General features: G+C 67.9%; 15 protein-coding genes. 5 read left to right on the plus strand and 10 right to left on the minus strand.

Annotated elements, in window-relative coordinates; translation table 11 throughout:
- Positions 1-211: 211 nt before the first annotated feature.
- The gene (locus BLS55_RS04405; RefSeq protein WP_092153155.1) at positions 212-2365 is read right to left on the minus strand and encodes a peptidase U32 family protein; all 2154 of its coding nucleotides are present in this window, start codon (positions 2363-2365) and stop codon (positions 212-214) included.
- Entirely contained in the window at positions 2362-3378 is a 1017-nt protein-coding gene (locus BLS55_RS04410) for an NAD-dependent epimerase (protein ID WP_092153245.1), read from the minus strand. The genes BLS55_RS04405 and BLS55_RS04410 overlap by 4 nt, the downstream gene beginning before the upstream one ends.
- A gap of 123 nt (positions 3379-3501) precedes the next feature.
- Between BLS55_RS04410 and BLS55_RS04415 the strand changes: the two genes are divergently transcribed.
- Positions 3502-4407: a hypothetical protein gene (locus BLS55_RS04415; protein ID WP_180365395.1), complete on the plus strand. Its 906-nt coding sequence runs from the start codon at positions 3502-3504 to the stop codon at positions 4405-4407.
- Positions 4408-4522: 115 nt separating this feature from the next.
- Here BLS55_RS04415 and BLS55_RS04420 read toward each other — a convergent pair whose 3' ends face one another.
- The 3 genes from BLS55_RS04420 to BLS55_RS04430 form a co-directional block, all read right to left on the minus strand.
- On the minus strand, positions 4523-5698 hold the full coding sequence (locus BLS55_RS04420) for a glycosyltransferase (RefSeq protein ID WP_092153156.1): 1176 nt from the start codon (positions 5696-5698) through the stop codon (positions 4523-4525).
- Positions 5699-5817: 119 nt separating this feature from the next.
- Positions 5818-12849, minus strand: a complete 7032-nt coding sequence (locus BLS55_RS04425; protein WP_092153157.1) for a VCBS domain-containing protein — start codon at positions 12847-12849, stop codon at positions 5818-5820.
- 704 nt (positions 12850-13553) lie between these two features.
- On the minus strand, positions 13554-15236 hold the full coding sequence (locus BLS55_RS04430) for an FmdE family protein (protein WP_092153158.1): 1683 nt from the start codon (positions 15234-15236) through the stop codon (positions 13554-13556).
- Positions 15237-15427: 191 nt separating this feature from the next.
- Between BLS55_RS04430 and BLS55_RS04435 the strand changes: the two genes are divergently transcribed.
- The 3 genes from BLS55_RS04435 to BLS55_RS04445 are packed head-to-tail and all read left to right on the plus strand — an operon-like array spanning position 15428 to position 20564.
- The gene (locus BLS55_RS04435; protein WP_092153159.1) at positions 15428-16708 is read left to right on the plus strand and encodes a phenylacetate--CoA ligase family protein; all 1281 of its coding nucleotides are present in this window, start codon (positions 15428-15430) and stop codon (positions 16706-16708) included.
- Positions 16709-16761: 53 nt separating this feature from the next.
- A complete protein-coding gene (locus BLS55_RS04440; protein ID WP_092153160.1) occupies positions 16762-17490 on the plus strand; it encodes an acyltransferase in 729 nt (242 codons plus the stop codon).
- Positions 17491-17492: 2 nt separating this feature from the next.
- On the plus strand, positions 17493-20564 hold the full coding sequence (locus BLS55_RS04445; RefSeq protein ID WP_092153161.1) for a DEAD/DEAH box helicase: 3072 nt from the start codon (positions 17493-17495) through the stop codon (positions 20562-20564).
- On the opposite strand, the gene BLS55_RS04450 is transcribed toward BLS55_RS04445, so the two are convergent.
- The 5 genes from BLS55_RS04450 to BLS55_RS04470 all read right to left on the minus strand — a co-directional run bounded on the left by BLS55_RS04450 (position 20554) and on the right by BLS55_RS04470 (position 25138).
- A complete protein-coding gene (locus tag BLS55_RS04450) occupies positions 20554-21879 on the minus strand; it encodes an MdtA/MuxA family multidrug efflux RND transporter periplasmic adaptor subunit (RefSeq protein WP_092153162.1) in 1326 nt (441 codons plus the stop codon). The two genes, BLS55_RS04445 and BLS55_RS04450, sit on opposite strands and share 11 nt — an antisense overlap.
- Complete coding sequence (locus BLS55_RS04455; RefSeq protein WP_092153163.1) at positions 21876-23468, minus strand: sensor histidine kinase; 1593 nt, start codon at positions 23466-23468, stop codon at positions 21876-21878. The genes BLS55_RS04450 and BLS55_RS04455 overlap by 4 nt, the downstream gene beginning before the upstream one ends.
- Positions 23465-24205 carry a response regulator transcription factor gene (locus BLS55_RS04460; RefSeq protein WP_092153164.1) on the minus strand — a complete coding sequence of 247 codons (741 nt, stop codon included), beginning with the start codon at positions 24203-24205 and terminating at the stop codon, positions 23465-23467. The genes BLS55_RS04455 and BLS55_RS04460 overlap by 4 nt, the downstream gene beginning before the upstream one ends.
- A complete protein-coding gene (locus BLS55_RS04465; RefSeq protein WP_092153165.1) occupies positions 24180-24629 on the minus strand; it encodes a NirD/YgiW/YdeI family stress tolerance protein in 450 nt (149 codons plus the stop codon). Before BLS55_RS04465 ends, BLS55_RS04460 begins: the two co-directional genes overlap by 26 nt.
- A 95-nt stretch (positions 24630-24724) precedes the next feature.
- Positions 24725-25138 (minus strand): NirD/YgiW/YdeI family stress tolerance protein, encoded by a 414-nt coding sequence (locus BLS55_RS04470; RefSeq protein ID WP_092153166.1) that lies wholly within the window; start codon positions 25136-25138, stop codon positions 24725-24727.
- A 157-nt stretch (positions 25139-25295) separates the two neighbouring features.
- Here BLS55_RS04470 and BLS55_RS04475 point away from each other — a divergent pair, with 157 nt between their 5' ends.
- A complete protein-coding gene (locus tag BLS55_RS04475; RefSeq protein WP_092153167.1) occupies positions 25296-25532 on the plus strand; it encodes a hypothetical protein in 237 nt (78 codons plus the stop codon).
- Positions 25533-25536: the final 4 nt, after the last annotated feature.

The following is a 25536-nucleotide window of genomic DNA, read 5'->3' on the forward strand; positions in this document are numbered from 1 at the left end:
GTACAAACTAATACAGGGGGGGCGGTTAGTACAGGGGGCCCTGCGACGGCGGGCTGATGGCCTACCCGCCGGATCATTTCCTCCCGACCTCTTGCTGCCAGGTCAACATCCGTACGGCTGTTCGCCGCCTCCCTCTCGAAGTCTGCTGTTGCCTGGCAACTCCAGCTTTATCCTCTTGAGGGAGGGTGAACAACGTGTTGGCACTCTACATCTAGAGCAGACTCCCCTCCCAGTTGAACAATCCCGGCCGGCGCAGGGCCGGGAGGGCTGCGGGCGGGTTTTCTTCCAGGTGGGCGTAGAAGCTGTAGCCGGCGGCGCTGAGGGCGGCGCGTTGGGCGGTGAGGTCCAGGGGCCAGCCGGGGTAGATCCAGAGGGTGCCGCCGTACTGTCGGGCCCAGAAGGGTTCGCCCTTGGGGCTGAGGAAGGGTTCGTTGGCTTTAACGCCGGCGAGGGGGAAGCGGCTGAGGCCCACGGGCCAGAACCCGGCAAGCACCATGCCCAGGGGCAGGGGGCTTTGGGCGGGCAGGGCGAGCATCTCTTCGCGGGGCAGTTCCGGGCTGGCAAAGGCGGCGGTAAAGCCCATGCGGGCCAGCACGCCCAGGGCCGGGGCGTTGGCGCAGTTGCAGAAGGGGCCGGCGGCGAGCTCGGTTTCCGGCGGCAGATCCTGGGGGAAGAGCCCGCGCTGCCAGGGGGCGTTGCAGACGAACTGGCGTGCGCCGTCGCGCCAGAGGCGCTGGAGGGCGCGCTGGAGGGCGGCTTCCTCCTCAGGCCAGATGACGGGGGGCAGCCACCAGACGGTGCGGGGGATGAGGGTGCGGGAGACGGCGGCGCTGCGCGGGGAGAGCCAGAGGGCATTGCGGCCGCGGCCGCGTTCCTTGCCCTGGGGAAGGCTGGCGTGGACGAACATATCCGGCCTGGGGGCGGCTTTGACGGGCCGGGGCAGGGCGGGCAGGCTTTCCACGGGGCTGCTTGGGCGGCCGGGCAGGGCTTCCAGGCGGGTCTGCCAAGTTTTGAGGATGGCGGTGAGCTCAGGTTCGCGCCGGTCAATGAGAAAGACGGGCGTGCCGGCTCTGGGGGTTTTGTGTTTGGGCAGGCGCAGGATGAGGTTGCCGGCCTTGGGCACGCGCCGGGTGACGGGCAGGGTGGCGTGCCAGCGTTCGTCCTCCACGCCCACGCGCAGGTAGTCCTGGGGCAGGAGGTCGAAGTGGGGTTTGAGCACGACGCTGCCGTCGGGCTCGATGCGCACCTTGCCGGCCAGAAGGCCGGAGCTGGTCTGGCCGTCGGCGGCTGTGGGGGCCGTATCTTTTTGCGGCAGAAAGCGGGCGCGGGTGGCGGGGCGGCCCAGGGCCCACTGGAGGATTTCTTCCGCGGTCTTGCGGGCCTGCGGGTCGCCGGGGTTATCGCGCAGCAGGCGGTAGGCCGTAACGGCGTGGTAGACGTAGTGCGGGCCTTTTTTGCGGCCTTCGATTTTCCAGGAGACCAGGTGGGGCACGTCGCGCAGGGTTTTGACCAGCACGTCCAGGGAAAGGTCTTGACAGGAGAACCAGCGGCCCTCGTGCTCCTTGCCGGGGCGGGAGGGGCGGCGGGCGGCAGAGGCGCGCCGGGCGCGGTTGTCCTCGCGTTCTGCTGGTCCGTTGGGGCGGCCGTCCGGGCGACGTCCGCGCGAGAGCGCGTCGGGCGCGGCCTGCCGGTTGAGGGCCTGGGCGGCGGCCTGCCCGCCCTGACGGTAAACGCGGCGGCAGGGCTGGACGCAGCGGCCGCGCAGGCCGCTTTTGCCGCCCATGTAGCTGGACCAGTAGCAGCGGCCGGAAACGCAGTAGCAGAGCGCGCCGTGAACAAAGCATTCCAGGTCCAGGCCTTCGGGGCAGGCCTCGCCCATAAGGCGGATTTCGTCGATGGAAAGCTCGCGCGGAAGGATAACCCGGCTGGCCCCCAGGGCGCGGGCCTCAAGAAGGCTTTGGGGATGGGTGAGGTTGGCCAGGGTGGAGAGGAAGAGGCCGCCCTCAAATCCCGCCTGCCGGGCCAGATCCAGGAGGGCCAGGTCCTGGATAATCAGGCCGTCGGGGCGCACCTGCCGGGCCAGGCGGGCGGCCAGGCGGTAGGCCTGGGCGGGCTCGTCGGGCTTGAGCAGGGTGTTCATGGCCACATAGACGCGCGCGCCGGAAGCGTGGGCCAGATCCGTAAGGCGCGAAAGCTCGGTAAGGCCGAAGTTTTCGGCCTGCATCCGGGCGGAAAAGTTTTTCAGCCCCAGGTATACGGCGTCGGCCCCGGCGGCCAGTCCGGCCAAAAAGGAGGGGGCGTCCCCGGCCGGAGCGAGGATTTCAGGGCGTTGGGGCGTGGGGATGGGCATTGCGGGGACGGTCATAATTTGTAGTACTCCCGGTACCAGGCCACAAAGCGGGCGATGCCCTCGCGCAGGGGCGTGCGGGGGGCGAAGCCCGTGGCGGCGGTGAGGTCGTCGATGTCGGCCCAGGTGGCGGCCACGTCGCCGGGCTGCATGGGCAGCAGGTCTTTGACGGCCTTGCGCCCCAGGGCGTCTTCCAGCGTGGCGATAAAGTCGTTGAGCTCCACCGTGTGGTTGTTGCCGATATTGTAGATGCGCCAGGGCGCGGAGCTGCTGGCCGGGTTGGGGGCCGCGGGGTCGAAGTCCGGGTCCGGGCCGGGGGCCAGGGGCAGAATGCGGGTCACGCCCTCGATAATGTCGTCAATATAGGTGAAATCGCGGCGCATGCGGCCCTGGTTGAAAACCTTGATGGGTTCCCCGCGCAGGATGGCCGTGGTAAAGAGGTGCAGGGCCATATCCGGGCGGCCCCAGGGCCCGTAGACGGTAAAGAAGCGCAGACCCGTGCAGGGAATACGAAACAGGTGGCTGTAGGCGTGGGCCATGAGCTCGTTGCTTTTTTTGCTGGCCGCGTAGAGGCTGACGGGGTGGTCCACATTGTGGCGCACGGAATAGGGCTGGGCCGCATTGAGCCCGTAGACCGAGGAGGAAGAGGCAAAGACCAGGTGCTCCACCTTGCAGCGGCGGCAGCCTTCCAGAATGTGGCCAAAGCCCAGCAGGTTGGCGTTGAGGTAGGCCTCAGGGTTCTGCAGGCTGTAGCGCACCCCGGCCTGGGCGGCCAGGTTGACCACATGGCTGAAGCCCTCCTGGGCGAAAAGCGCGGCCAGGGCCGGGGCGTCGGCCAGATCCGTGGGGACGAAGCGAAACTGCGCGGCCTGGGGCAGCGCGGCCAGGGCGGCCAGGCGGTCGCGCTTGAGCTGCACGTCGTAATAATCGTTACAGTTATCCAGGCCCACCACGCTGTGGCCGTCGGCCAGAAGCCTGCGGCAGAGGTGGTAGCCGATAAAGCCCGCCGCGCCCGTCACCAGTACATGCATGATTTGGTCCTCCCTTGCGCCTGCGCGCACGGTAAGCCAGAAGCGCCCTGCGGGCAAGGGGCGGCCCAGGGCTTGCGGGACGGCGCGCGGCAAAGTATGCTGGCTATCCTTGGGGGAGCACGCATGCGCAAAACTGATCAGAACGGGCGCGCCGAGGCCCGGTCCGCCGCAAGGCCCGGCCGCAGGCGGCTGGCCTGGTATGCCGGACCGTACAAGGACGCCCTGTTATACCTTATGGTGGCCATTTTCCTGGTGGAGCTGGTGGTGGGCGGCGTGTCCTTTTTTTATGGGGTCATGCACGCCGCGCCGGAAGCCCCTGGCGGGCCGCCCCTGGCCCGCTTTCCCTGGCTGGGCTGGGCGGTGGCGGCCATCCTGGCCCCGGTGGGCCTTATGCTGCTGGTGCACCTTTCCGGCACTTGGGTGGCGCGCTTTCTGGGGCGGGAGGACGCGGCGGCCCCGCAGGGCGAGGGCGGTGCTGCGGACGATGCGGACGACGCCCAGGTGCCCGAACGGCTGCGGCGGTTCTACGCCATTATCCGCAATGCGCCCACAGTGGTGGTGCTGCTGGGCATTCTGCTGCTGGGCGCGGGCCTGTTTTTTGTGGACGGGGCCTTTACGGCCCTGGTGCGCATGGGCGGCGCGCTTGTGCCCTACATCCCCTGGATAGCGGGCAGCGCCGCGGCCCTGCTGGCCGTATGCTACCTGGTGCACCGCTGGTTTATCTACCGGCACCATAAAATGCAGGAGGAATACGCCTACCGCCGCCAGGTGCTGGAGCGCACGGGCATTGTGCTGGTGGACAAAGGCTGCGTGCCCCTGCCGCAGAATGCTGAACAGCGCCTGGCCCTGGGCGCGCAGGTGGTGGATACGCAGGCCCTGCCCCAGGGCCAGGGCCCGGCCGGGCCCGAGGCCGGCGCGCAGGAGGGGGCCAGGAGCGGGGCCGACGGCCCTGTGCCGCCCGCAACCCCGCCCGGCGCTGCGGACGAAGAGATTGTGGATGCGGAGCTGACCCCGCCGCGCAAGCCGTGAGGGGCCGACTTGGCCTGCGGCCGCCGCAAGCCTCCGGCGCGTGCAGGCTGTCGTTGTTGTTCCGGCGTTCCTGATTGGCGGCTTTGCTGCGCCTTGGAGCCTTTGCCCCTTCGCGCTACCGCGTTTTGTGTTCGCGCGCCCAGCGGGCGTAGGCCTCCTGCAGGCGGTTGAGCTGGCGGGGCAGCTCGGTACGCAGGGCGCAGTAGCCCTCAATGCTGCGGCGGGCCTGGCGGCGCAGGTTAGTCATGCCGGGCAGGGCTTCCAGCAGATCCCCCACCCGGTCGGCCAGGTTGCAAGGCTCTGCGCCCTGGAAGAGAAAGCCGTTCTGCCCGTGGCGCAGCACTTCGCGCACGGCTCCCGTATCCGTAGCCAGCACGGGCAGGCCGCAGGCCATGGCCTCAAAGAGGCCGGAGGAAAGGGTCTGGGAGGAATTGCAGTAAACGTAGAAGGTAGAGGCCCGCAGCAGCTCGCGGTATTCCGCGCGGGGGACGTAAGGCAGCAGGCGCACGCGCGGGGAGCGCAGGGCGGCCCTGAGCTCTGGCGGGCAGTCTTGGGGCAGGGGCTCGCCCAGGCTGGAAAGAAGGACCGCCCGGCAGCGGGGGCGGCGCTCCAGCAGGTGGGGCAGACCCGCGAGCAAACGCAGAAAGGCCTGCGGGGATTCCATACCCCGGCCGGAAAAGGTGATCAGCTCTTCTTCCGGCGCTTTTGCCCCCACCGGGGGCGGAGAAAAAAAGGCCGTGTCCACGCAGCGCGGCCAGACTTCCAGCCGCTGGGCCAGGGCCTCCGGATAGCGGGTGCGCTGCCAATCCGTGGAGGTGAAGGCCAAGTGGCTTTCGCCCAGGGCGGCGGCCTGCAGAAGATTGCCTACGGCTTGGGGGGCGAAGGCCTCGCCTTCCGGGGCCGTATACCATTCGCCGTAAACCACAAAAAAAGCCTGCGGAAAGAGCCCGCGCGCCAGGAGCCCGTTGCCGTGGGCCGCGGAGCAGCAGACGATCTGCGGTTCCCAGCCTGCGGCGCGCAGCCGGACCAGACGGCGCGCCCCATCGCGGGCGCGGGCGCAGGTTCTGTCCAGAATGCGCCCGGCCAGGGCAACCCCGTAGGGGTCTTCCTCCCCTTCCGGGGGGCGGCGCAGGGGGACGTCCCGCAGGTCCATGTGGCGCACGCCGGGGATGCGCGCCTCGCGCCGGCCGTGGGCCGCGGCAAAAATCACCTCGTGCCCGGCGGCCGCCAGGGCCGCGGCCAGCTGCCCGAACTCGCCGGGAAAGACGTGGCTCACTACCAGAATGCGCATGCGGACTCCTTTGCGGCTGACGATGGCAACGGGACGCGCGGCCCCGAACACGACGCTGACCGGGGGAAAAGTTCCCCCCGCCGCCCTCTTCTTGTTTGCCCGGGGCGGCAGCCCCTGGGCTATCCGCCGGAATCCGACGTGATGATGTGGATGGCGTGGCTCACCGTATCGTCGCTGACCGTGGCGGTCTGCGCCACATTGAGCTGCAGATCGGCGGCGGTATTGACAAAGGTATGGGCATCACCTTCCACGGCCTGCCAGTTGCTGTCAAGAACTATTGTCGCCTTGCCCTCTATATCCTGCACGGTGATGCCCTTATCCTGCAGCGCTGCCAGACTGGTGAGGCTGAGGGTGTCATCCGCGGCGGTGCCGCCGTGGTCGGTGAGCAGGGCGTCTATGTTCTTGACGGCGCCGGAGGCCAGTAGGCTGTCCAGATCGCCCGAAGCGGTTTTGCCCACCAGGAAGTCGATGCCCTCTCCGCCGTCCGCCAGCGTATCGGCCGGATCGTAGCGCAGGATATCGTTGCCCGCCCCGCCGTGGAGCGCGTCCGCGCCCGCGCCGCCGTCCAGGTAGTCGTGGCCGTCGCCGCCGTACAGGGTATCGTTGCCCGCATCGCCGTACAGGCTGTCGTTGCCGGCATCGCCGTAGATGAGGTCGTCGCCGTCACCGCCATAGAGGAGGTCATGGCCCTCCCCGCCGTGCAGCGCATCGTCGCCCGCCCCGCCCAGGAGGCTATCGTCGCCCGCCCCGCCGGTCAGGCTGTCGTTGCCCGCGCCGCCGGAGATGATGTCGTTGCCCGCGCCGCCGGAGATGATGTCGTCGCCCGTGCCGCCGAAGAGCAGGTGGTCCTGGCCGTCGCTCACGTCCGGCGTAGCGGGCAGGGCCGCATCCAGCTGCACCGTGTAGGCGCCGGTGGCGCTGGCCCCGTGCGCGTCGCTGACGGCATAGCTGAACGTTTCCGTCAGGTCCGCGCCCGCGGCGTGGGCCTGGGCCAGTTTGAGGAGCCCCGCGGCGCTGGTGTCCAGGGTGTAGACGTACTCGCCGGCAGCGGCGTCATAATGGAGGCTGCCGTACTGGCCGTTGGAGCTGCTGAACTGGTAGGTCAGCGCGGCGTTGTCGGTCTGGTCCGGGTCCGTGCCCAGCTCCGCCTTGGCAACGGCGATGGAGGCCACTTCGCCGGGGATAAGACCGTTGAGGGCCAGGGTGCTGGTGGGGTCGTGGGCCACGGGGGCGTCGTTGGCCCCCACCAGGTTGACGGTGATCTCCCGCGGGGGCGAGTCCGCACGGCCGTCGCTGGCCGTGACCGTAAAGGTTTCCGTGGCGGTCTCGCCCGCGCCCAGGGCGTCGCTGGTCAGCGCGTAACTGTAGGTGCCATCCGCATTGAGGGTCAGCGTGCCGTACAGGCCCGCCACCGTTGCCTCGCCGCTGTCGCCCTGCGTTACTATCTCGCTGTTGCCGCCGTGGCTCACGGTCAGGGTAAGAACGTCGCCGTCCTTGTCGTAAGCCGTGAGGCTGCCGCTGTCGGTCTGGTTCCCCTGTCCTTCCCGCACGATAAGCGCTTTGTTGACGGTAAGCTCCGGCGCGTCGTTGGTTCCGGCGACGGTAACGGTGATGGGCGTGCTGACGCTCTGCCCGTGGGCGTCCGTGGCCTGGATGTGGAAGGTATCCGTGGCGGATTGGCCTTCTTTCAGCCCCTGCACTGCCGGGTCATTGTTGTTGAGCTCATAGACATACTTGCCGCTGACAGGGTCGATGTAGAGCGTGCCGTATGCGCCCTGAGCGAGAATGCCCGCACCGCTGAAGTTGCCGTCGCCCGCCACGACCTTGTAGCTGAGGTTGGCCTGGCCCTCGTCGTCGCCGAACAGCACGCCAAGGCTGTTGGACCATTGGGTAAGGCCGTCTTCGGCCACGTCCCCGCTGGTGGGCGCGCCGGTGAGGATTTCCGGCCCGTGGTTGGCGCCCTTGATGGTGACAGGGATTTCTTTTGTGGTGGTTGCGCCGTGCGCGTCCGTCACCACCACGGTGAAGGCGTCGTGCAGTTCCTGCCCTGCGGTAAGGTGGGCGTTATCCGTGACCGTATAGGTATAGCTGCCGTCCTGGTTGAGGGTAACGGCGCCGTGGGTAGTGGTGATGACGCCATCACCATCGTTGTCGCCACGCAGGCTGTAGGTCAGGGCGTCGCCCGCGTCCACGTCCGTGGCCTTCACTGTCCCGCTGTGCGTGAGCCCGTTGATGCTGCCGTTGGCCGCCACCTCCCCAAGGGTGAAGCCGTCGGCCTGGGTGATGACCGGCGCATCGTTGGTGCCGGTAATGGTGACGGTGACGGGCTTGTCCTGCTCCTTGCCGTTGAGCATGACCGTAAAATTCTCAGTGAGGGTTTCGCCCTCGTTGAGGGTCTGGATGACGTCGCTGTCATTGTCCAGGGTATAGACGTACTGGCCCGTGGCCGGGTTGACGGAAAGATAGCCGTACTGGCCCTGCAGGCCCTGCACCTGGCTGCCGTCAGCCCCCTTGACGCCGAATTCCGTGGCAGGGGCCGGATCGCCGTTGCTGTCTTCGGCCTGCAGCTGGCCCGAAGCCGTGACCGAGGGCCCTTCGGTATCCATGAGGGGGTTCCAGTTCTGCCCGTTGTCTTCCTGCACTGCAGCAGACAGATCGCTGTCGCTGGAAAGCCCCCTGTTGTCCGGGCCGCTGCCCGTGCCAGGGTTGGCCGTGATGTCGATGGTGATGGTTTCGGCCTCGGACTGTGCGCCGTGCTGGTCCACGGCCACCACCTGCACCGTGTCCTGTGCACCGGCGGGAATGGAGGCTTCGTTGTTGAGGTAGTAGGTGTATTGCCCGGTCTTGGGGTCTACGGCAATGGTGCCGTACTGGGTGGCAAGCTGGCTGACCTGTTGGCCGCTGCTGTCCAGAAAGGCGTAGGTAAGGGTATCGCCCGTATCCACGTCCGTGCCCGCCACGGTTCCGGTAAAGACCACGCCGGGGTTGGTCGTATCCGACCAATCGCCGGGGCTGGTCTCAAAGACATTCTGCTTTGCCGCGCCGTTCAAGGTGCTCTGGGCCACGTCAATGACCGGGGCGTCGTTGGTTCCGGTGACGGTAAAGGTAACTTCTTTGCTCACGCTTGTGCCGTCCGCGCCCTTCACCGTGACGGTAAAGGTGTCGGTCACGCTCTGCCCTGCGGGCAGGGACTGGACGGCCTCCGTGTCGTTGGCCGTGAGGGTGTAGGTATAGCTGCCGTCGGCATTGACCGCCAGGGAGCCGTACTCGCCGTTGGCGCTGCCGGACCATGTCCCCTTGTCAATAAAGTTTGCTTCATCGCCGTGGTCCGTGGCGTTCAGGCCGAAGATGCCCGAAACGGCGGGGTTATCATTGGGATCCACCGGCGGCGTGACCACTACTCCGTCGTCTTCCCGCACGGTGGTCGGGCCCACGGTGATGTTGGGGGCGTCCGCCGCGCCTGTGATCTCAATGTGCAGCGTGCCGTCAGTGTAGGCGTTGTGCGGGTCCATGACGCGGACGGTGAAGTCTTCCTGGTTCAGATAGTCCTGTGCCGTCAGGGTGTCGCCCGCACGCAGGGCCTGCAGGGCCGCCGTGTCAGTGAGGGTATAGGTGTAAGCGCCGTCCTTGGTCAGGGTCAGGATACCGTAGTGCCCCTGCATGACCTGCACCACCTTGCCGCCGTCCACCAGGCCGTAGGTCAGGCTGCCCGTGGAGTCGTCCGCGTCCACGCCGGTAAGCGTGCCGCTGACCATACCCTTGGCGTTGTCCTCCGTAAGGGTGGCTTCGCTGGTGAATTCCGTGACCGTATTGCCCGCGCTGTCCACAAAATACGGGCGGTCGTTGGCCCCGTGGATGTGGACCTCCAGGGATTGGGTGGCGGGGGCCTCGTCGGCGTCGTGGCGCGTGTCGCGCGCGGCCAGGGTGATGGCGTCCCCCAGGCCTGCTCCGGCCTGCAGGTTGTTGACGTCCGGATTGGCGTTATCCAATGTATAGCCGTAGATGGCGGTGAAGGAGCCGTCGCCGTTGTCCGTAATGCCGGTAATGGTCAGCGTGCCGTAGGCCGTGGCCAGCGTGCCGCCTACGGCGATGGGCGTGAAGACGCCGCCCTGCATGATGCCGAACTGCAGGTCGTCCACACTGGTGGCGTCCGTGGTCTGGATGGTAAAGGAGGCTTCCGGGGCGGCGGTGGGGGAGGCGTTATTGTCCGCATTGCTGACGAACCTTGTGCCGTCTTCCGTCACATTTGCCACCATAATATCCTTGTTGGCGGCCGCCATGGCGTCGTCCGCGCCCTTAATCTGCACGGTAATGTCTGTGCTGTCGTAGGCTCCTGCCTTGTCTCTCGCTACAACGGGGATGGTGATGATTTTTATGCCGTCACTTTCGTTCAGAGATTGCACCAGCTCTGAATTGTTATACAGGGTAAAGGTGTACGCGCCAGAGCTGCTGTTGATGCTGATTTTGCCGTAGCAGGAGTTGTAATCCCCCTGATCTGCGCTGAGCACCAGATTGCCCGAACCATCGTCTTTGACATACAGGGTTGTAACAACGTTTTGGCCGTCTTCCATCTTGAGCGTCAGGCCATAAGAAATTTTGTCGCCGCCGGGGGTATCCGCATCCGTGGCGCTCACGGAGCCGGTGATGCTGTAGGAGCCGCTGTCTTCAGTGACGGTATGGTTACCGTTGTTCCAGCCTTTGTCTGAAATTTCCGGCTGCTCGTTGCTGCCTTTGACCGTCACGGTGAGGCTGCCTTCTGTGACGGCGTGGACGGCTTCCGAGGGCTGCCCGCTGGCGTCAAAGGTTTTGCTGTCCGTAACCAGAGGGGTGAAGGCGATGGCGGCGCTTGTTCCTTCCGCCAGGGCGTCCACCGCCTTGGCCCCGTCCTCCAGAGTGAAGGTGTAGGTGCCGTCCGCGTGCAGGGTGAGCGTGCCGCAGAAGCTGCCGTCAGCGGGCTTTTCGCTCACAATGCTGTAGCCCTTGGTAAGCACGTTGCCTGTGGCCTTGAGGTAGACGGTCACCTCGCCATTGACGGCAAAGTGGCTGCCCCCGTCCGAGGTCTGGATGCCGTAGGTGAGGGTATCACCCGCGTCCGCGTCCGCAGCCGCAAGCGTTCCTTCGGCTATAAGTTTGTACTGGTCGGGGGCGGGGTCGCCGGCGGTAAGTTCTGTCTCCGTGCTGTTTTCCGCCGCGTGCAGCTTGTTGTCGGCCTGGGCGTAGTAGAGGCCGCTTTCCTTGACCACCAGGTTCTGGACGCTCGCAAAGGTGGGCGCGTCGTTGGCCCCGTGGATGGTCAGTGTGATGGTCTCGTGGCTGTAGGCCCCGTATTGGTCTGCCACGGCCACGGTGAAGTCCACGCTTTTTGCGTCGCCCGTATCCATCTTCTGGACCACATCCGCCGTATCGTCCAGAGTAAACGTATAGGCGGCGGACGCGCCGGAGCCGCTGATCTGCAGCGTGCCATAGCAATCCGGCCCTTTGACGTCCGAGAGTTTGAGGCCGTCGCCGTCCTTGAGCACATAGAGCATGCTTTCCAGGCTGGCCCCGTCCAGGGTAACGGCATCGCCGCCCAGGGCAAAGGCGTAGGAAAGCGCATCGCCGTTGTCCGCATCCGCGCCCGCCACCGTGCCGGAAACGCTGTTGGGGCCGCTGGTTACGGCGTCCTCGGTGCTGGTCAGGGCGTTGCCGCTTGTGAGCTCCAGCGTGGGCTGGTCGTTGCTGCCCCAGATGACGATATTGATAGTGCCGTCCACGGCCGCGCCGCCCTGGTCCGGGCGCAGGTGGTTGGCGTCCGCGTCGCTCACGCCCAGTTTGTCCGTGACGGTGGGATTGATGACCAGATCCACGCGCTGGCCTTCGGCCAGCTTGTTCACGTTGCCGTCGGCGCTGTTGTCCAGGTCAAAGCGGTACTGGCCCGTGGCGGTGCTGAAGTAGAGCGTGCCGTAATCCGTGTGGATGGCTTTGTCATAGGCGGCGTGGCCCGCGTCCGCAAGAGCGTTGTCCGCTACGGAAGTGTAGGCCGTGCCGCCGACCGCCACGGATGTGACGCCGTAGGTAAGCGCGTCGCCCTGGTCCGGGTCCAGCGCCTGGATCTGCCCGGTGGCGTAAGTGCGCTGCTGGCTGCCGCTCAAATCGCCGTTGGGGTCGGCCTGGCCCGCATCCTGCGTCTGGTTGTTTTCAACGCTGTGCAGGGTGTCGGGGTCGCGGTCCTTGGTTCCGTATGCGCCGGAAAACACGCCCGCTTCCTTGAGCTGGAAGTCGTCCACCTGCTGGATGTCCGGGGCGTCGTTGGTGCCGGTGACGTGCACGTCAATGGGCTGGGTGATGGTGTGCCCCCGGCCGTCGGTCACGTCGATGAAGATGTGGTCCGTGACGCGCTGGCCCTGGGCCAGGGAATCCGTTGCGCCGTAGGGGCTGTTGTTCAAGGTGTAAGTGAAGTTGTAGGTGACGTCCGCGCCGCTGCCCACAGGGGTGATGACCAGGGCGCCGTACTGCCCCGCCACCGTGGTCGTGCCGTTGATGGCCACGGTCTGGCCGGCAATGCGCACCACGGCGCTCAGGGCGTCGCCGTCCGCGTCGCTGACGTGGAAGCTGCCGCTCTGGCTGGGCACGCCGGGGTCGCTGACGCCGGGGCCGGGTTCGCCCGCCTCGCGCAGGGCCAGGTGCAGCACCGCGCCCGCCGTACTCAGCTCGGGCTCGTTGTTGTCGTTGTTGTCGAGGTTGCCGTAGGTCCAGATATCCGAGGAAGGCTCGCCGCCGAAGGCCGTGCGATAGTCCAGCGCGCCCAGGTGCCAGGTGCCGTCCTGCAGGGAGTTTTGGGCATAATCGTGGTAGCGGCCGCCGCCCGTGGCGTTGGCGCCGGGCCCGGCGGCGGGGATGAGGTCTGCGTCGTTGAGCGCGGCAAAGAACTCCTCGCCGGGGATGGACGCGCCGTCCACGCTGAAGTCCGGCAGGGTCTCCCTGGTGACCACTTTGTAAAAATCGGTAAGGCTGACGCTGCCGCCATCCTCAAAACTGAATACAAGATTATCCCCCTGGCGAAACAGGGTGGCCGTATCCGGGGCGAACTCCAGAACAATGCGGCTCTGGGCCTGGGCGGGGATTTCCAGATGCTGCCCGGCAGCGGGACGGGTAAGGGCGATATGGGGCACGGGAGACTCCTCTGGGGTGGACGCCGCAAAGGGCGTCGGGGAGATGCCGCCGGGGGAGGGCGGTCTGATTTTTACTTATGTGTGGGGGCAGATGAGGACAGGCGCGGCCTGCGGCATTTCAATTTTGAAATGCCGCAGCGACTACGCGAGCAGACGCTCGCCGTGTAGGCGTAAGCGCACTGTGTTTGCGCTGTTAAGCGCCGGAACGGGCGTGCCGCATTTGAGAATGCATATTCTCAAAGGCAGCTGCTCTGGCCGTTGCACAGGCGGCAAGCGGCCGGCGAACCCGTCCTGCGGGCAGGCCCCATGAAGGGCGGCATGAAGGAAGCGTAAGACGCAAAACGCCCTGCGCGGTCAGGAAGACCGGCGGGGGCGTTGCGGCAAGGCGCGGCTGGCTGCGCCGACAAGAAGGCGTACGAAGGCATATGAGGCTCCACAGTGTGTTGTCCCGGCCATTGCGGCCCGGGCAGCTCTTTGTGCGCACTGCTGACCTGGCTGTGCCTTCTCCTCTTCAACCGTGAAGAGGTTGCTCCAAAGTTCTGTAAGGATAACTAGCCGAAGGGCGCTCATTTGTCAAGCCGGGGGCGGCGAAAAACAGGACGAGCGCCGCGCCCCGGTCTGCAAAAAGGGCCATAACGGCACGGAAACCGCCGCCCTTGCCCTTCAGGGCGCGCCCTTGCCGCTTCTCCCCTCCACGCAAACGTCTACTTCCCGAACCAGCACTTGGGCCAGGTGCAGGTATGGCAGGCGAGGCAGTAGCCGCCTTCGCCCAGGCGGGCGGCTTCGGCGCGGGTGAGAGAGCGCCCGGCCAGCAGGCGCGGCAGCATAAGGTCCAGGAAGGTGGTTTTGTAATACAGGGCGCAGGCGGGCACGCCCATGACCTGCATATCCGGCCCTTCCGCGCCCGCGGGCGCGGGGATGCGGCCTATAAGGCTCATGGTGCCGGGCAGCACGGGCACGCCGTGGAGCACGTCGGTGAGGCCCGCTTCCACCAGGGCCTGGCGGGTCACGTCGTCCGGGTCCACAGAAAGGCCGCCGGTGGTGACAAGCAGATCGGCCCCGGCAGCGCGCATGGCCGCCACAGCAGCGCACATGGCGGCTTTGTCGTCGGGCACGATATCCGTGCGGACCACGCTGCAGCCCAGCATGTTCACCTTGGCGGTAATGACCGGGATGAACTTATCCTCAATAATGCCCTGGAAGACCTCCGTGCCGGTAACCAAAATGCCCACGCGCGCCTTGCGCAGGGGCAGCACGCGGAAGAGCGGCCCGCCCTCCAGGGCCTCCAGGGCCTGGGAGAAGCGTTCGCGCGTGATGTAAAGAGGGATGGCCCGCGTGCCCGCCAGCGGCCCGCCGGCCTTGACCTGAGTGGCATCCTGGCGGGCGGCGGCCATGACCTCAGGCACCAGGTTGAAGCGGTAGAGGCGCTCCACATCCACGCAGAACAGGCCGTCGCGCTCGGCAGTAAAATCGATTTTGCCTTCGTGGGGCGGCAGGGCATAGGTCACGCCCTCGCCGGCCATGCGGCGGGCAAAGGCTTCGGCGGCTTCGTTTTCGTGCACCGGGGCGGCCGTATCCTTGGGCGCGGCTTCCGGCACAACGGCCACATGAAAGCGGCCCATCTGCTGCAGGCGGCAGATATCCCCCACGCTGATGCGCTGGCCGGCCTTGAATTCCGGGCCCTTGAACTGGCCGGGCACAATGCGGGTCATATCGTGGGCGAGCATCTGCCCCACGGCTTCCTCCACGGGCAGCACGCGCTGCGCAGGGGCGGGCCGGGGCCCGGCGTCGCGGGGGTGGGGCTGCGCCACTTCGCGCCGGGCCAGCACATAGGGGGCTTCGCCCTGGCAGCCGCGGCACACGGGGCCGTCCTCCACGGGGTAAGCCTCGCCGCAGAGCGGACAGCAGACAATGCGGGTCATGTGCTTGTGGCCCAGAAAGCGCCGCTTGACCGTCACGGGCTCCAGCTTGCAGATGCTGTCGCCGGCGGTTTCTATTTCGAGCTCCAGGCGGGGCACGTCCTGGTCCTTTTTGGGCTTTTCCTTAAGGAACCAGCCCCGGATTTCGGGGTATTGGTCCAGCCTTGCGGGGTCCAGGCTTACGCGCACGCCCTCGCCGGTGTGCTTATCAAACAGCGAGACGGCATAACGCCCAAGATTGTGGATTTTCAGGCGGTTGTTGCCTGTGCTGCACACGGTGAGCAGCTGCACGGCATCGGGCAGGCATTTGCCCGATTCCACCACGGCCTCAAACAGGGTGCCCGGGGGCAGCTGGCGTTTTGCCAGCTCCACCATATAGCCGCCCACCAGCAGGCCGGGGGCCGCGTAGCCGTGGAAATTTTCGGCAAGACGGCGGAATTCCTCAAACGTATATGCTCCGATGTCCATAGTACACTCCAGGGGAAGAGGCCGTTCCGCACACTTTACGCGCAATCGTGATAAAAAGCCAGTTTGCGCAAAAAAACGCTCACGGCTGCGCCAAGGGACGCAGCAAGGCGGGGCCGCCTGCTTGCCTCCGGCCGCAAAAACGCGCACAATGCGGGCCAGCGTTTTGCAGCAGGAGGGCCGTTCCGGTGGGCATGCCGTACAGATTTATTCCCCAGTTGAGCCTTGAGGAAATCCGTCAGAAGCAGACCGAAGGTCTGCGCTACACCCTGCGGCAGGCTTTCAAAAGCCCGCAGTACCGCTCGCGGCTGACGGCCTGCGGCCTCACGCCCGACGCGCCCCTGACCCTGGATGACCTGCCGCGCCTGCCCACCGTGGACGTGGACGACCTGCGCGCGGGCTACCCTCTGCCCCTGCTCTGCGTGCCGCCGGAAGAAGTGGTGCGCATCCACGCCTCCAGCGGCACCACGGGCAAGCGTAAAATCCTGGCTTACACAGCCAAGGATGTGGATGCCTTCAGCCTGCAGATCGCCCGCTGTTTTGAGCTGGCGGGCTTTACGCCGCAGGACCGCATGCAGCTGGCCGTGGGCTACGGCCTGTGGACGGCGGGCGCGGGCTTCCAGGCGGGCAGCGAGCGCCTGGGCATGCTGACCGTGCCCGTGGGGCCCGGCAACCTGGAAATGCACCTCCAGCTCCTGCAGGATCTGGGCGCCACGGGCTTCACGGCCACGGCCTCCATGGCCCTGCTGCTGGCCGAAGAGGTGGAGCGCGCGGGCATCCGTAAAAACATCCGTCTGCGGCGCATGGTCTGCGGTTCCGAGGCGCACAGCGCCAAGATGCGCACGGCCATTGTGGACAAGCTGGGCCTGGAGGGCTGCTTTGACATCGCCGGCATGACCGAAATGTACGGCCCCGGCACGGCCATTGACTGCGACGCCCACGAGGGCCTGCACTACTGGGCGGACCTTTTTATCATCGAAGTGGTGGACCCCGCCACCCTCAAGCCCGTGCCCGATGGCGAGGTGGGCGAAATGGTGGTCACCAGCCTGTGCAAGGAGGCCGCCCCCCTGCTGCGCTACCGCACCCACGACCTCTGCCGCCTGCTGCCCAAGCCGTGTTCCTGCGGGCTTTCCATGCCCATGCACGACCGCATCCTAGGCCGCTCGGACGATATGCTCATCTACCGCGGGGTCAACATCTATCCCGGCCAGATCATGGACGTCATCAACCGCTTCCCCGAGCTGGGCGGCGAATATCAGGTGGAGCTGACCCGCGACGAGCGCGCCCTGGACCACATGGCCCTGACCGTGGAGCGCGCCCAGGGCCAGCCCGGCGGCAACGACGCGGCCCTGGCGCAGGCCCTGGAAGCCCGCCTGCACAAGGCGCTGCTGGCCAGGGTGAGCGTAGCCGTCACGGACTACGCCGGCCTGCCGCGCACCTTCAGCAAATCCAAGCGCGTCATCGACAAACGCTGACCGCCGCCGGACGCCGCCCGGCCATTTCCTTCCCCAACCTCCGGAATACGGCCATGAACCTGCTGCGCAAAGCCCTGGAGCGGGGCCTTACCCCCGCCAATGTGATCAGCTACCTGAGCCTGCAGGCCCTGCGCTGCGGCGGGCTCTGCTGGGGCACGCTGCGGCTGCGCTGCAAGGCGCGGCTTCTGGGCGTGCGCCTGGGGCCGGGGGTGACGGCCCACGGCCCGGTGGGCCTCATGCGCTGGCCCGGCAGCGAGATATGCATCGGGGCCGGGGCGAGCATCATTTCCTCCTGGCGGCGGGCCACGGCAGCCACCCTGGCCGCGCCCACCAGGCTCCGCACCTTCGGGCCGGGCGCGCGCATCCAGATCGGGGAGGGCGCGCAGCTGAGCGGCGCTTCCATCACAGCGCGTTCGCAGACCATCCGCATCGGGCGGCAGGTTTTGCTGGGGCCCAACTGCGTCATCGTGGATTCGGACTTTCACGCCCCCTGGCCGCCCGAAGCCCGCGCCGCAGCGCCAGGCCTGGAGCGCGACGCGCCAGTCTGCATCGGCGACTACGCCTGGCTGGGCATGAACTGCATGGTGCTTAAGGGCGTGCGCATCGGCGAAGGCGCGCTCATCGGCGCGGGCAGCGTGGTCAGCCGCGACGTGCCGCCCTATTGCCTGGCTGCGGGCGCGCCCGCCCGCGTGCTGCGCCGCCTGGGGCCGACGACGCCCACCCCGCCCACTACGGAAGACGGCCCCAGGCCGGGCAACCACGCCGGGGAGGCACAGCGCTGACCATGTCCGTGGCGCAGTATATGGCCGCCCTGCTGGCCTCGCCCAAGCTGGGCGGCCAGGTGACCTGCCACCGCCTGCTGCCCGGCGCGCCGGCGGTTTACGCGCCCACGCGCCTGCCCTGGCCCGCAGCCATAGCCAGGATCCTGACGGAACGCGGCATCCGGGGGCTGTACAGCCATCAGGCCCTGGCCACGGACCACCTCCGCGCCGGGCATTCCATCGTGGCGGCCACGCCCACGGCCAGCGGCAAAAGCCTGATCTACAACCTCCCCGTGCTGGAGCGCTGCCTGACGGACCCCGACGCCCGCGCTCTGTATCTTTTTCCCCTTAAGGCCCTGGCCCAGGATCAACTGGCGGGCTTCAACGCCCTGACCGCCGCCTGGCCGCCAGAGGCCCGCCCCGCGGCCGCCCTGTACGACGGCGACGCCAGCGACTACGCCCGGCGCAAAATCCGGCGCGACCCGCCCGCCGTGCTCATCAGCAATCCGGAGATGCTCCACCTGGGCATTCTGCCCCACCACGAGCAGTGGGCCGCCTTTCTGGCCGGGCTGAGCTTTGTGGTGGTGGACGAGGCCCACACCTACCGCGGGGTGTTCGGCGCGCATATGGCGCAGGTTTTCCGGCGGCTCAACCGCCTGGCCGGGCGCTACGGGGCGCGGCCCGTGTACGCGCTGTGCACGGCCACGGTGGGCAACCCTGGGGAGCTGGCCGCCGCGCTGACAGGAACGGGAACAGACGGCAGCGGCCCGGCCCCGGTGGTCATCGACCAGTCCGGCGCGCCGCAGGGGCCGCGGCATTTTGTTTTTCTCAATCCGGAGCAAAGCCCGGCCACGGCGGCCATTGATCTGCTCAAAGCGGCCCTGGCCCGCGGCCTGCGCACCATTGTCTACTGCCGCTCGCGCCGCATGACCGAGCTCATCAGCCTCTGGGCCGGGCAATCCGGGGCCTTCAGTCAGCGCATCTCCGCCTACCGGGCGGGCTTTCTGCCGGAGGAACGCCGCCGCATCGAGGCGCGCATGGCCTCCGGCGACCTGCTGGCCGTAGTCAGTACCAGCGCGCTGGAACTGGGCATCGACATCGGCGGGCTGGACGTCTGCATCCTGGTGGGCTACCCCGGCACGGTCATGGCCACCCTGCAGCGCGGGGGCCGGGTGGGCCGGGCGCAGCAGGAATCGGCCGTCATCGTGGTGGCGGGCGAGGACGCTCTGGACCAGTACTTTGCCCGCAATCCTGAGGATTTTTTCAGCCGCCCGCCAGAAAAAGCCGTGGTCAATCCGGAGAACGAAGTCATCCTGGCCCGGCACCTGGAGTGCGCCGCCGCCGAACTGCCCCTGACGCCCGAAGAAGACATGCTGCGCAGCCCGGCGGCCCGGCGCGCGGCGCGCGAGCTGCTGGGCAAGGGGCTCCTTCTGCAGACGGCCGACGGCAGCCGGCTGCTGGCGGCCCGCAAGCGCCCGCAGCGCCTGGTGGACCTGCGCGGCACAGGGCAGACCTGCTGCATTGAGGACGAGGAAGGACAGGTCATCGGCACGGTGGACGGCTTCCGGGCCTGGCGCGAGACGCACCCCGGCGCCGTTTACCTGCACCGCGGCCGCAGCTACGTCATTACGGAGCTGGACCAGGCCCGCGGGCGGGTGCGGGCCAGACAGGCCAAGGTCGCCTGGTTCACCCGCACCCGCGGGCACAAGAGCACGGACATTCTGGAGGAAGTCGAACGCCGCTCCCTGGGCCGGGTGCTGGTCTGCCGGGGCCGCCTGCGGATCACGGAGCAGATCACGGGCTACGAAAAACGCGCCGCGTCCGGCAACCGGCTGCTGACCATCACCCCTCTGGACGCGCCCCCGCAGGTCTTTGAAACCGAAGGCCTGTGGTACGTCTTTCCCGACGCCCTGCGCGCGTATCTGGAAGAACGCTTTCTGCACTTCATGGGTTCCATCCATGCGCTGGAACACGCGGCCATTGGCCTGCTGCCCCTTTTGATCCTGGCGGACCGCAACGACTTCGGCGGCATTTCCACCCCCCTGCACCCCCAGCTGGGCCTGCCCGCCGTGTTCATTTACGACGGCCTGCCCGGCGGCGCGGGGCTCACCCGGCAGGCCTTCCCAGAGGCGCGGCAGCTGCTGGAGGCCGCCTGCAAAACCGTGGCCGCCTGCCCCTGCGAGGAGGGCTGCCCCTCCTGCGTGCATTCCCCCAAATGCGGCTCAGGCAACCGGCCCATCAGCAAAAAAGGCGCGCTGGAACTGCTGCGTCAGGCCCTGGCCCCCGGCGACGAGGGCGACGCGCTGGCCGCAGGCCTGCGCATCAGCCCGGCCCCGGAACGCCTTGCGGCAGCGGATTGGGCCGCCACCGCGCCGGAAGCCGCGCCGGAAGCCGATCGGCCGCCGGCAACGGCGTCTCCCGTAAACCGTACAAGAGAGGTTCCCGTGCCCGACGCCACCACTACAGCCGCCCCAGCCGCGCCGGATTCGGGGCCTTTTTCCGGGTCAAAGGCCGCCGCAACGGACGCCGCCTCCTGCGCACGCCCGGCCGTGCCGCCGCCGCGCTATGTGGTTTTTGACGTGGAGACGCGCCGCTCCGCCGCCGAGGTGGGCGGCTGGAACCGCGCGGACCGCATGGGCGTGAGCGTGGCCGTGGCCTACGACAGCCAGGCCGACGACTTTTTCAGCTATGAACAAGAAGCGTTGCCGGCTCTGTTTGAGCGCCTGCAGGCCGCGCAGCTGGTCATCGGCTTCAACAGCCTGCGTTTCGACTATGCCGTGCTGCGGCCTTTTGCGCCTTTTGACCTGCGCGGCCTGCCCAGCCTGGATTTGCTGCAGCGGGTGAACCAATCCCTCAACTATCGCGTTTCGCTGGATAACCTTGGGCAGGCCACCCTGGGCGAACCCAAGAGCGCCAACGGCCTGCTGGCCCTCCAATGGTGGAAGGAAGGACGCCTGGAAGACATCGCCCACTACTGCCGCAAGGATGTGGACATCACCCACCGCCTCTATCGCTACGGCCTGGAACGGGGCTATGTGCTGTTTCGCAACAAGGCGGGGGCGGCAGTGCGGGCTCCGGTGGATTTCAGGGGGTAGGCGGCAGGCCGGGCACGGCTTCGGCCCGGGGCGCGGGGACGCTGGCGGCCACGGTTACCCGGCTGCCGTCGCGCAGCCGATCCAGGCCGTCCACCACCACGGTTTCGCCTGCGGCAAGGCCCTTCTCCACCACGGCCAGGCTGTCCGTGGTCAGGCCCACCGTAATGAGGCGCAGGCTCACCGCGGCGGTTTTTACGGCGTTGTGCGGCGCTGTGCCCTCCTTGGCGGCTCCGGGCCTGGGCGCGGGGGCGGCCTTTGCCGCAAGGGGCGCGGCGGCCCCGTTTTTTCCGGCGGCGGGTGCGGCGGCGCTTTCCGCGGCCTGCAACACATAGACGTAGCTGCCGCGCGTGCCCAGCTGCACGGCGGAGGCGGGCACCGTGACCGCGCCCCGCAGCACGCGCACCAGAAGGCGCGCGTTGACAAACTGGTTGGGATAAAGGGCCTCGTCCGCATTGGGGAAGCTGGCCTTGAGCTTCACCGTGCCCGTGGAGGTGTCGATCTGGTTGTCCATCGAAACCAGACGGCCCAGCCCCAGCTGCGCTTTTTGCTCCCTGTCCCAGGCCTGCACGGGCAGGGGGCCGGAACCTTCTTCCTCACTGCGGCGCAGGGCCCGCACCACCAGGGGCACCTGGCTTTCAGGCAGGGTAAAGACCACATCGCAGGGGCTGACCTCGGTAATGCGCACCAGCCCCTCGGCGGAGGAGCTCTTGATCATGTTGCCTTCGTCCACATTGCGCAGGCCCAGGCGGCCCGAGACCGGGGCCGTGACGCGGCTGTACTCCAGCTGGAGGCGGGCCGCGTCCGCGGCGGCTTTGTCCGCGGCCACCGTGCCCTCATACTGGCGCACCAGGGCGCGCTGGGTCTCATACTGCTGGGCGGCGATGAAATCGCCCTTGGAAAGCTGGGCGTAACGGCGCAGATCCTTGCGGGCGTTGTCCAGCTGGGCCTGGTCCTTGGTCAGAGTGCCCAGGGCCTGGTCCAGGGAGGCCTGGAAGGGACGCGGGTCGATCTCCGCCAGCAGATCGCCGGCCTTGACGCGCTGGCCCTCCGTAAAATGCAGGCGCAAGAGCTGCCCGTCCACCCGGCTGGTCACCAGCACGTCGCTGGAAGGCAGCACCGTGCCCAGGCCGTTGCAGAACTGGGGCACATCCTGCGTCGCGGCCACGGCCACGCGCACCGGGGCCGCGCCCGCGGGCATGCCCTGACGGCCGCCGCCGAAAAACAGCCGCCAGCCCGCCAGGGCCAGGACTATAAGGAGCAGCGGCACAAGCCAGCGGCGGGTGCGGGCGGAACAGGACGGCAAAACAACACTCATGCGGGGCGTTCTCCTTGAGGCGGGGGGGCAAAGCTGACGCGGAACACGGCTTCCTCCGGCCCGGCGGGCAGCAGATCCAGCCGCCAATGCAGGCGCTCGCAGGCGCGCAGGGCCAGGGAAAGCCCCAGGCCGTGGCCCGAAGGGGCGCGGTTGCGGCCATGGCGCGTCCCGCGCGCAAAAACGTCCGCCCCCGCAGGGATGCGGCCGCTGTTGCGCACCAGCAGCGCAACGGACGTGAGGCTCACGGCGGCGCGGTCATTTTCCGTGTACTTGCAGGCGTTGTCCAGCAGATTTTTAAAAACGATGTTCACCAGGTCCCGCTGCCCCCACACCCGCACCGCCGGGGCCAGATCCGCCGTCAGCCCCACGGCCGGGCGCGGCCGGGGCGGCGCGGGCGCGGCAGCGGGCTCTTGAGCCGGCGGGCCGGACGGATCCTGCACATCTGAAACGGCATCCTCGGCCGACGTTGCCGGGCCCGAAAGCTCAGCTTCCGGCACAGGTTGTCCCGGCGCATCCAGGTCTGACGCCATGGGGGCCGCCGTAACCGGGTCTGCGGCGGCCCGGCCCGCGAGGCCGCAGGCGGCCGCTTCCGGAGTGCCGGCTTCCAGGCGCAGCAGGCCGTCGCGCTCCATGCGGCGGAGGATGCCGCGCAGCAGGGCTGTGGCGTCCAGCTCCCGGCATTCCAGCTCTTCCGGCCGCCGGGCCAGCAACAGCAGGGTGCGCACGGTATCGGCCATGCCCTCAACCGTGCGGGCAAGCCGCCGCAGCACGGGCAGAAGCTCCGCACGCTGCGGCAGCGCAGCCAGGCGCGGCTCCAGGATTTCCAGCCCGCCCTGGAGCACGGTGAGGGGCGTGCGCAGCTCGTGGCTTACGTCGCCGGTAAAATTGCTCTCCCGCTGCACAAAGCTGCGCAAGGCCGTCTCGCGGGCGGCCACAGCCCTGGCCAGCACGCCCACCTCGTCGTCCAGCTCCGTGCAGGGCACGCGGGGGGGCTGCGCCGCGCCGTCGCGCAGCAGAGCTTCCGGCGGGCGGCCTTCCACCGCCGCGGTGAGCTCGCGCAGGGGCGCGGTAAGGCGACGGCTCAGCACCACGGCCAGGAACACGGCCAGGGCCAGCCCCGCCAGCGCGCAGAGCAGAAGCGCGCCGGTGAGCTTCTGCTTGAGCGCCGCAAACACGCCCACTTCACCACTGAGGGCGTAAACCACCTGATCGCGCCGCTCCAGCAGCACGAAGTCGCGGCGGTTATCGCTGAGGTGCAGGCCGTCGGGCAGGGCGCGCCAGGCGTCCGGCACCTCCTTGCCGGCCAGAAAGCGCCAGTGCATGACGGCGGCCAGGTCTTCCCCGTAATAAAGTTTTTCGCCGCCGCGGTCTTCGGCCTCCCAGGCGCGGCGTTCCGCTTCGATCAGGGCGTCCATGACCGGACGGGTATGCCAGGCAAGCAGGGAGGCCCCCAGAAAGTCAAAGGAGAACCGCCCGGCCAGGCCCAGGGCTGCGCCCATGCTCAGGGCAAGGAAGACAAAGGCCGCCAGCAGACGCCGCCGGATGCTGGCGCGACGCGGCGCGGCCAAGGGCGCTTTGAAGGGCGTCATACCGCCCCCGCCCCGCTGGGCGCAACGGCATTGGGCGCGGCTTCCGGCGCGTCCAGGCTCAGGCGGTAACCCACATGGGGGATGGTGTGCAGCAGGGGCACGGCAAAGGGCTTGTCCAGCTCCCGCCGCAATTCGTGGATGTGGGTGCGCAGGGCGCTGCCCTCCGGGGGCGCATCACCCCAAAGCAGGTTTTCCAGGTCTTCGCGCCGCACCAGGCCGGGGGCCGCGCGCAGCAGCTCCGCCAGGATGCGGAAGCCCGTGGGGCTCAGGCGCAGGGGCCGCCCCGCGCGCTCGGCCCGGTGCCCGGCCGCGTCCAGCCGCACATCGGCATAGGCCCAGAGCGCGCCCGCGGTCTTGCCCGCCTGGAGGCGGCTGCGCCGCAGCAGCGCGCGGACGCGGGCCTCCAGCTCCTTAAGGGCAAAGGGCTTGATCAGATAGTCGTCGGCCCCGGCCTCCAGGCCCAGTACGCGGTCGGCCACCGTATCCCGCGCCGTAAGCATGAGCACGGGCACGTTCAGACCGTGCTCCTCCCGCAGGGCGCGGCAGAGCGCCAGACCGTCCAGCCCCGGCAGCATGACGTCCAGGACCAGGCAATCAAAGCGACGCTCCAGGGCCAGGGCCAGGCCGGCCCGGCCGTTGCGGGCGCAGTCCAGCGCGTAGCCCAGGGGCTCCAGATAGGCGTAGAGGTTGGCGAGGATATCCTCGTTGTCCTCAACGAGCAGCAGGGTGTCGGGCATGACCGGCGGCGTTCTCCTGCCGGGCCGGGGCGGCGGGCAGATCCGCTTCCGTCACCGGGCCCAGGATGACAAGACTGTCCGCCTCCACCGTATTGGGGCGCTTGCGGTTCCAGTCCACATGGCCCTGAAGGCGGATTTTATCCTTGGGCGTCACGGTCAGCTGGCCGAAGACGCTGTTTTCTATTTCCACCACCACCTGGCCGCTGCGGTCCTCAAACAGGTAACGGTGTTTACGGCGGGGCAGCTTTTCCACCAGCCGTCCTTCCAGCACGCAGGGGGCGTCGTCCTGGGCGCTCAGCACGTCCACGGCCCGGGTCACGGCCGGGGCCACGCCGGGGCCTTCAAATCCGGCGGCCAATGCGGGCCCGCGCCAGGCCGCCAGCGCCAGCAAGGCCAGCAGGGCGGCAAGGGCTGTTCTGGGCATGGGGCCTCCTTCGGTTTTTTCTGCAGCCAGGGGCGGCGGGACGCGCCCGCCGCCTCGGCGACACGCAATTTTTTTGGGGGGGATCGGGCGAGGCCCTACAGGGGCTGCACGCTGTGCACCACCATCACGGGGTTCTTCTTGTTCTTAACGCGCAGCACGCCCGCCAGGCGCACTTCGCTCTGCAGCGCCGGGGCAGCCGCGCCCTTGAGGGCCTTTTTGCCCAGCACCACGGTCACGCGGCCGGTGGCGTCCTCAAAGACATACTGCACTTTTTTGCCAGGCACTTTTTCCACCAGCTGTCCGGTGACGCGCATGGGGGTTTTGTCGCCGGAAGCCAGCGCTTTGGCCACAGTATCCACAGGGGCTTTTTTTGTCACCCCCTTGGTCTTGGCGGCTTTGGTCTTGTGGGGCGCGGCGGCGGCCGGGGCCCCGGCGGTTTCGGCGGCGGAAGCGTAGGCGGCCGGGGCGGCCAGGGCCAGGGTAAGAAGCATAATCCACAGATAACGCATGGCATTTCCTCCTGCAAGGGCGGATAAAAAGGGTTGGCCAGTACGGGCAAACGCACTGTGGGGTCACCCTGCGCCAGGGGGCGTCAGCAAAGCGTTAACGCCCGACGCAGGCGGAGCGTTCTTGTCGAAGCGCCCCGAAGCTGCTACCCTGCGAGCCATGAAAGAGCTTGATCCCCATACCATCCGCCCTTGCCTTGCCTGCGGCGGCACCGATGTGCACCTGGAGTCCATGCTGCCGCCGGGGCGGCGTCAGGAAGTATGGCGCGTGGTCTGCTCTTGCGGGCAGACCTCGCAACAGTGGTCGGTTTCTCAGGGGGCGGCCATCCGCGCCTGGAACCGCAACCTGGCCAGCGAGCGCGACCAGGACAGCATCCGGCCGCCCAAAAAGCCCTGAGCGG

Origin of the sequence: Desulfovibrio legallii (genome assembly GCF_900102485.1) — a bacterium.
In the GTDB taxonomy this organism is placed as follows: domain Bacteria; phylum Desulfobacterota; class Desulfovibrionia; order Desulfovibrionales; family Desulfovibrionaceae; genus Desulfovibrio; species Desulfovibrio legallii_A.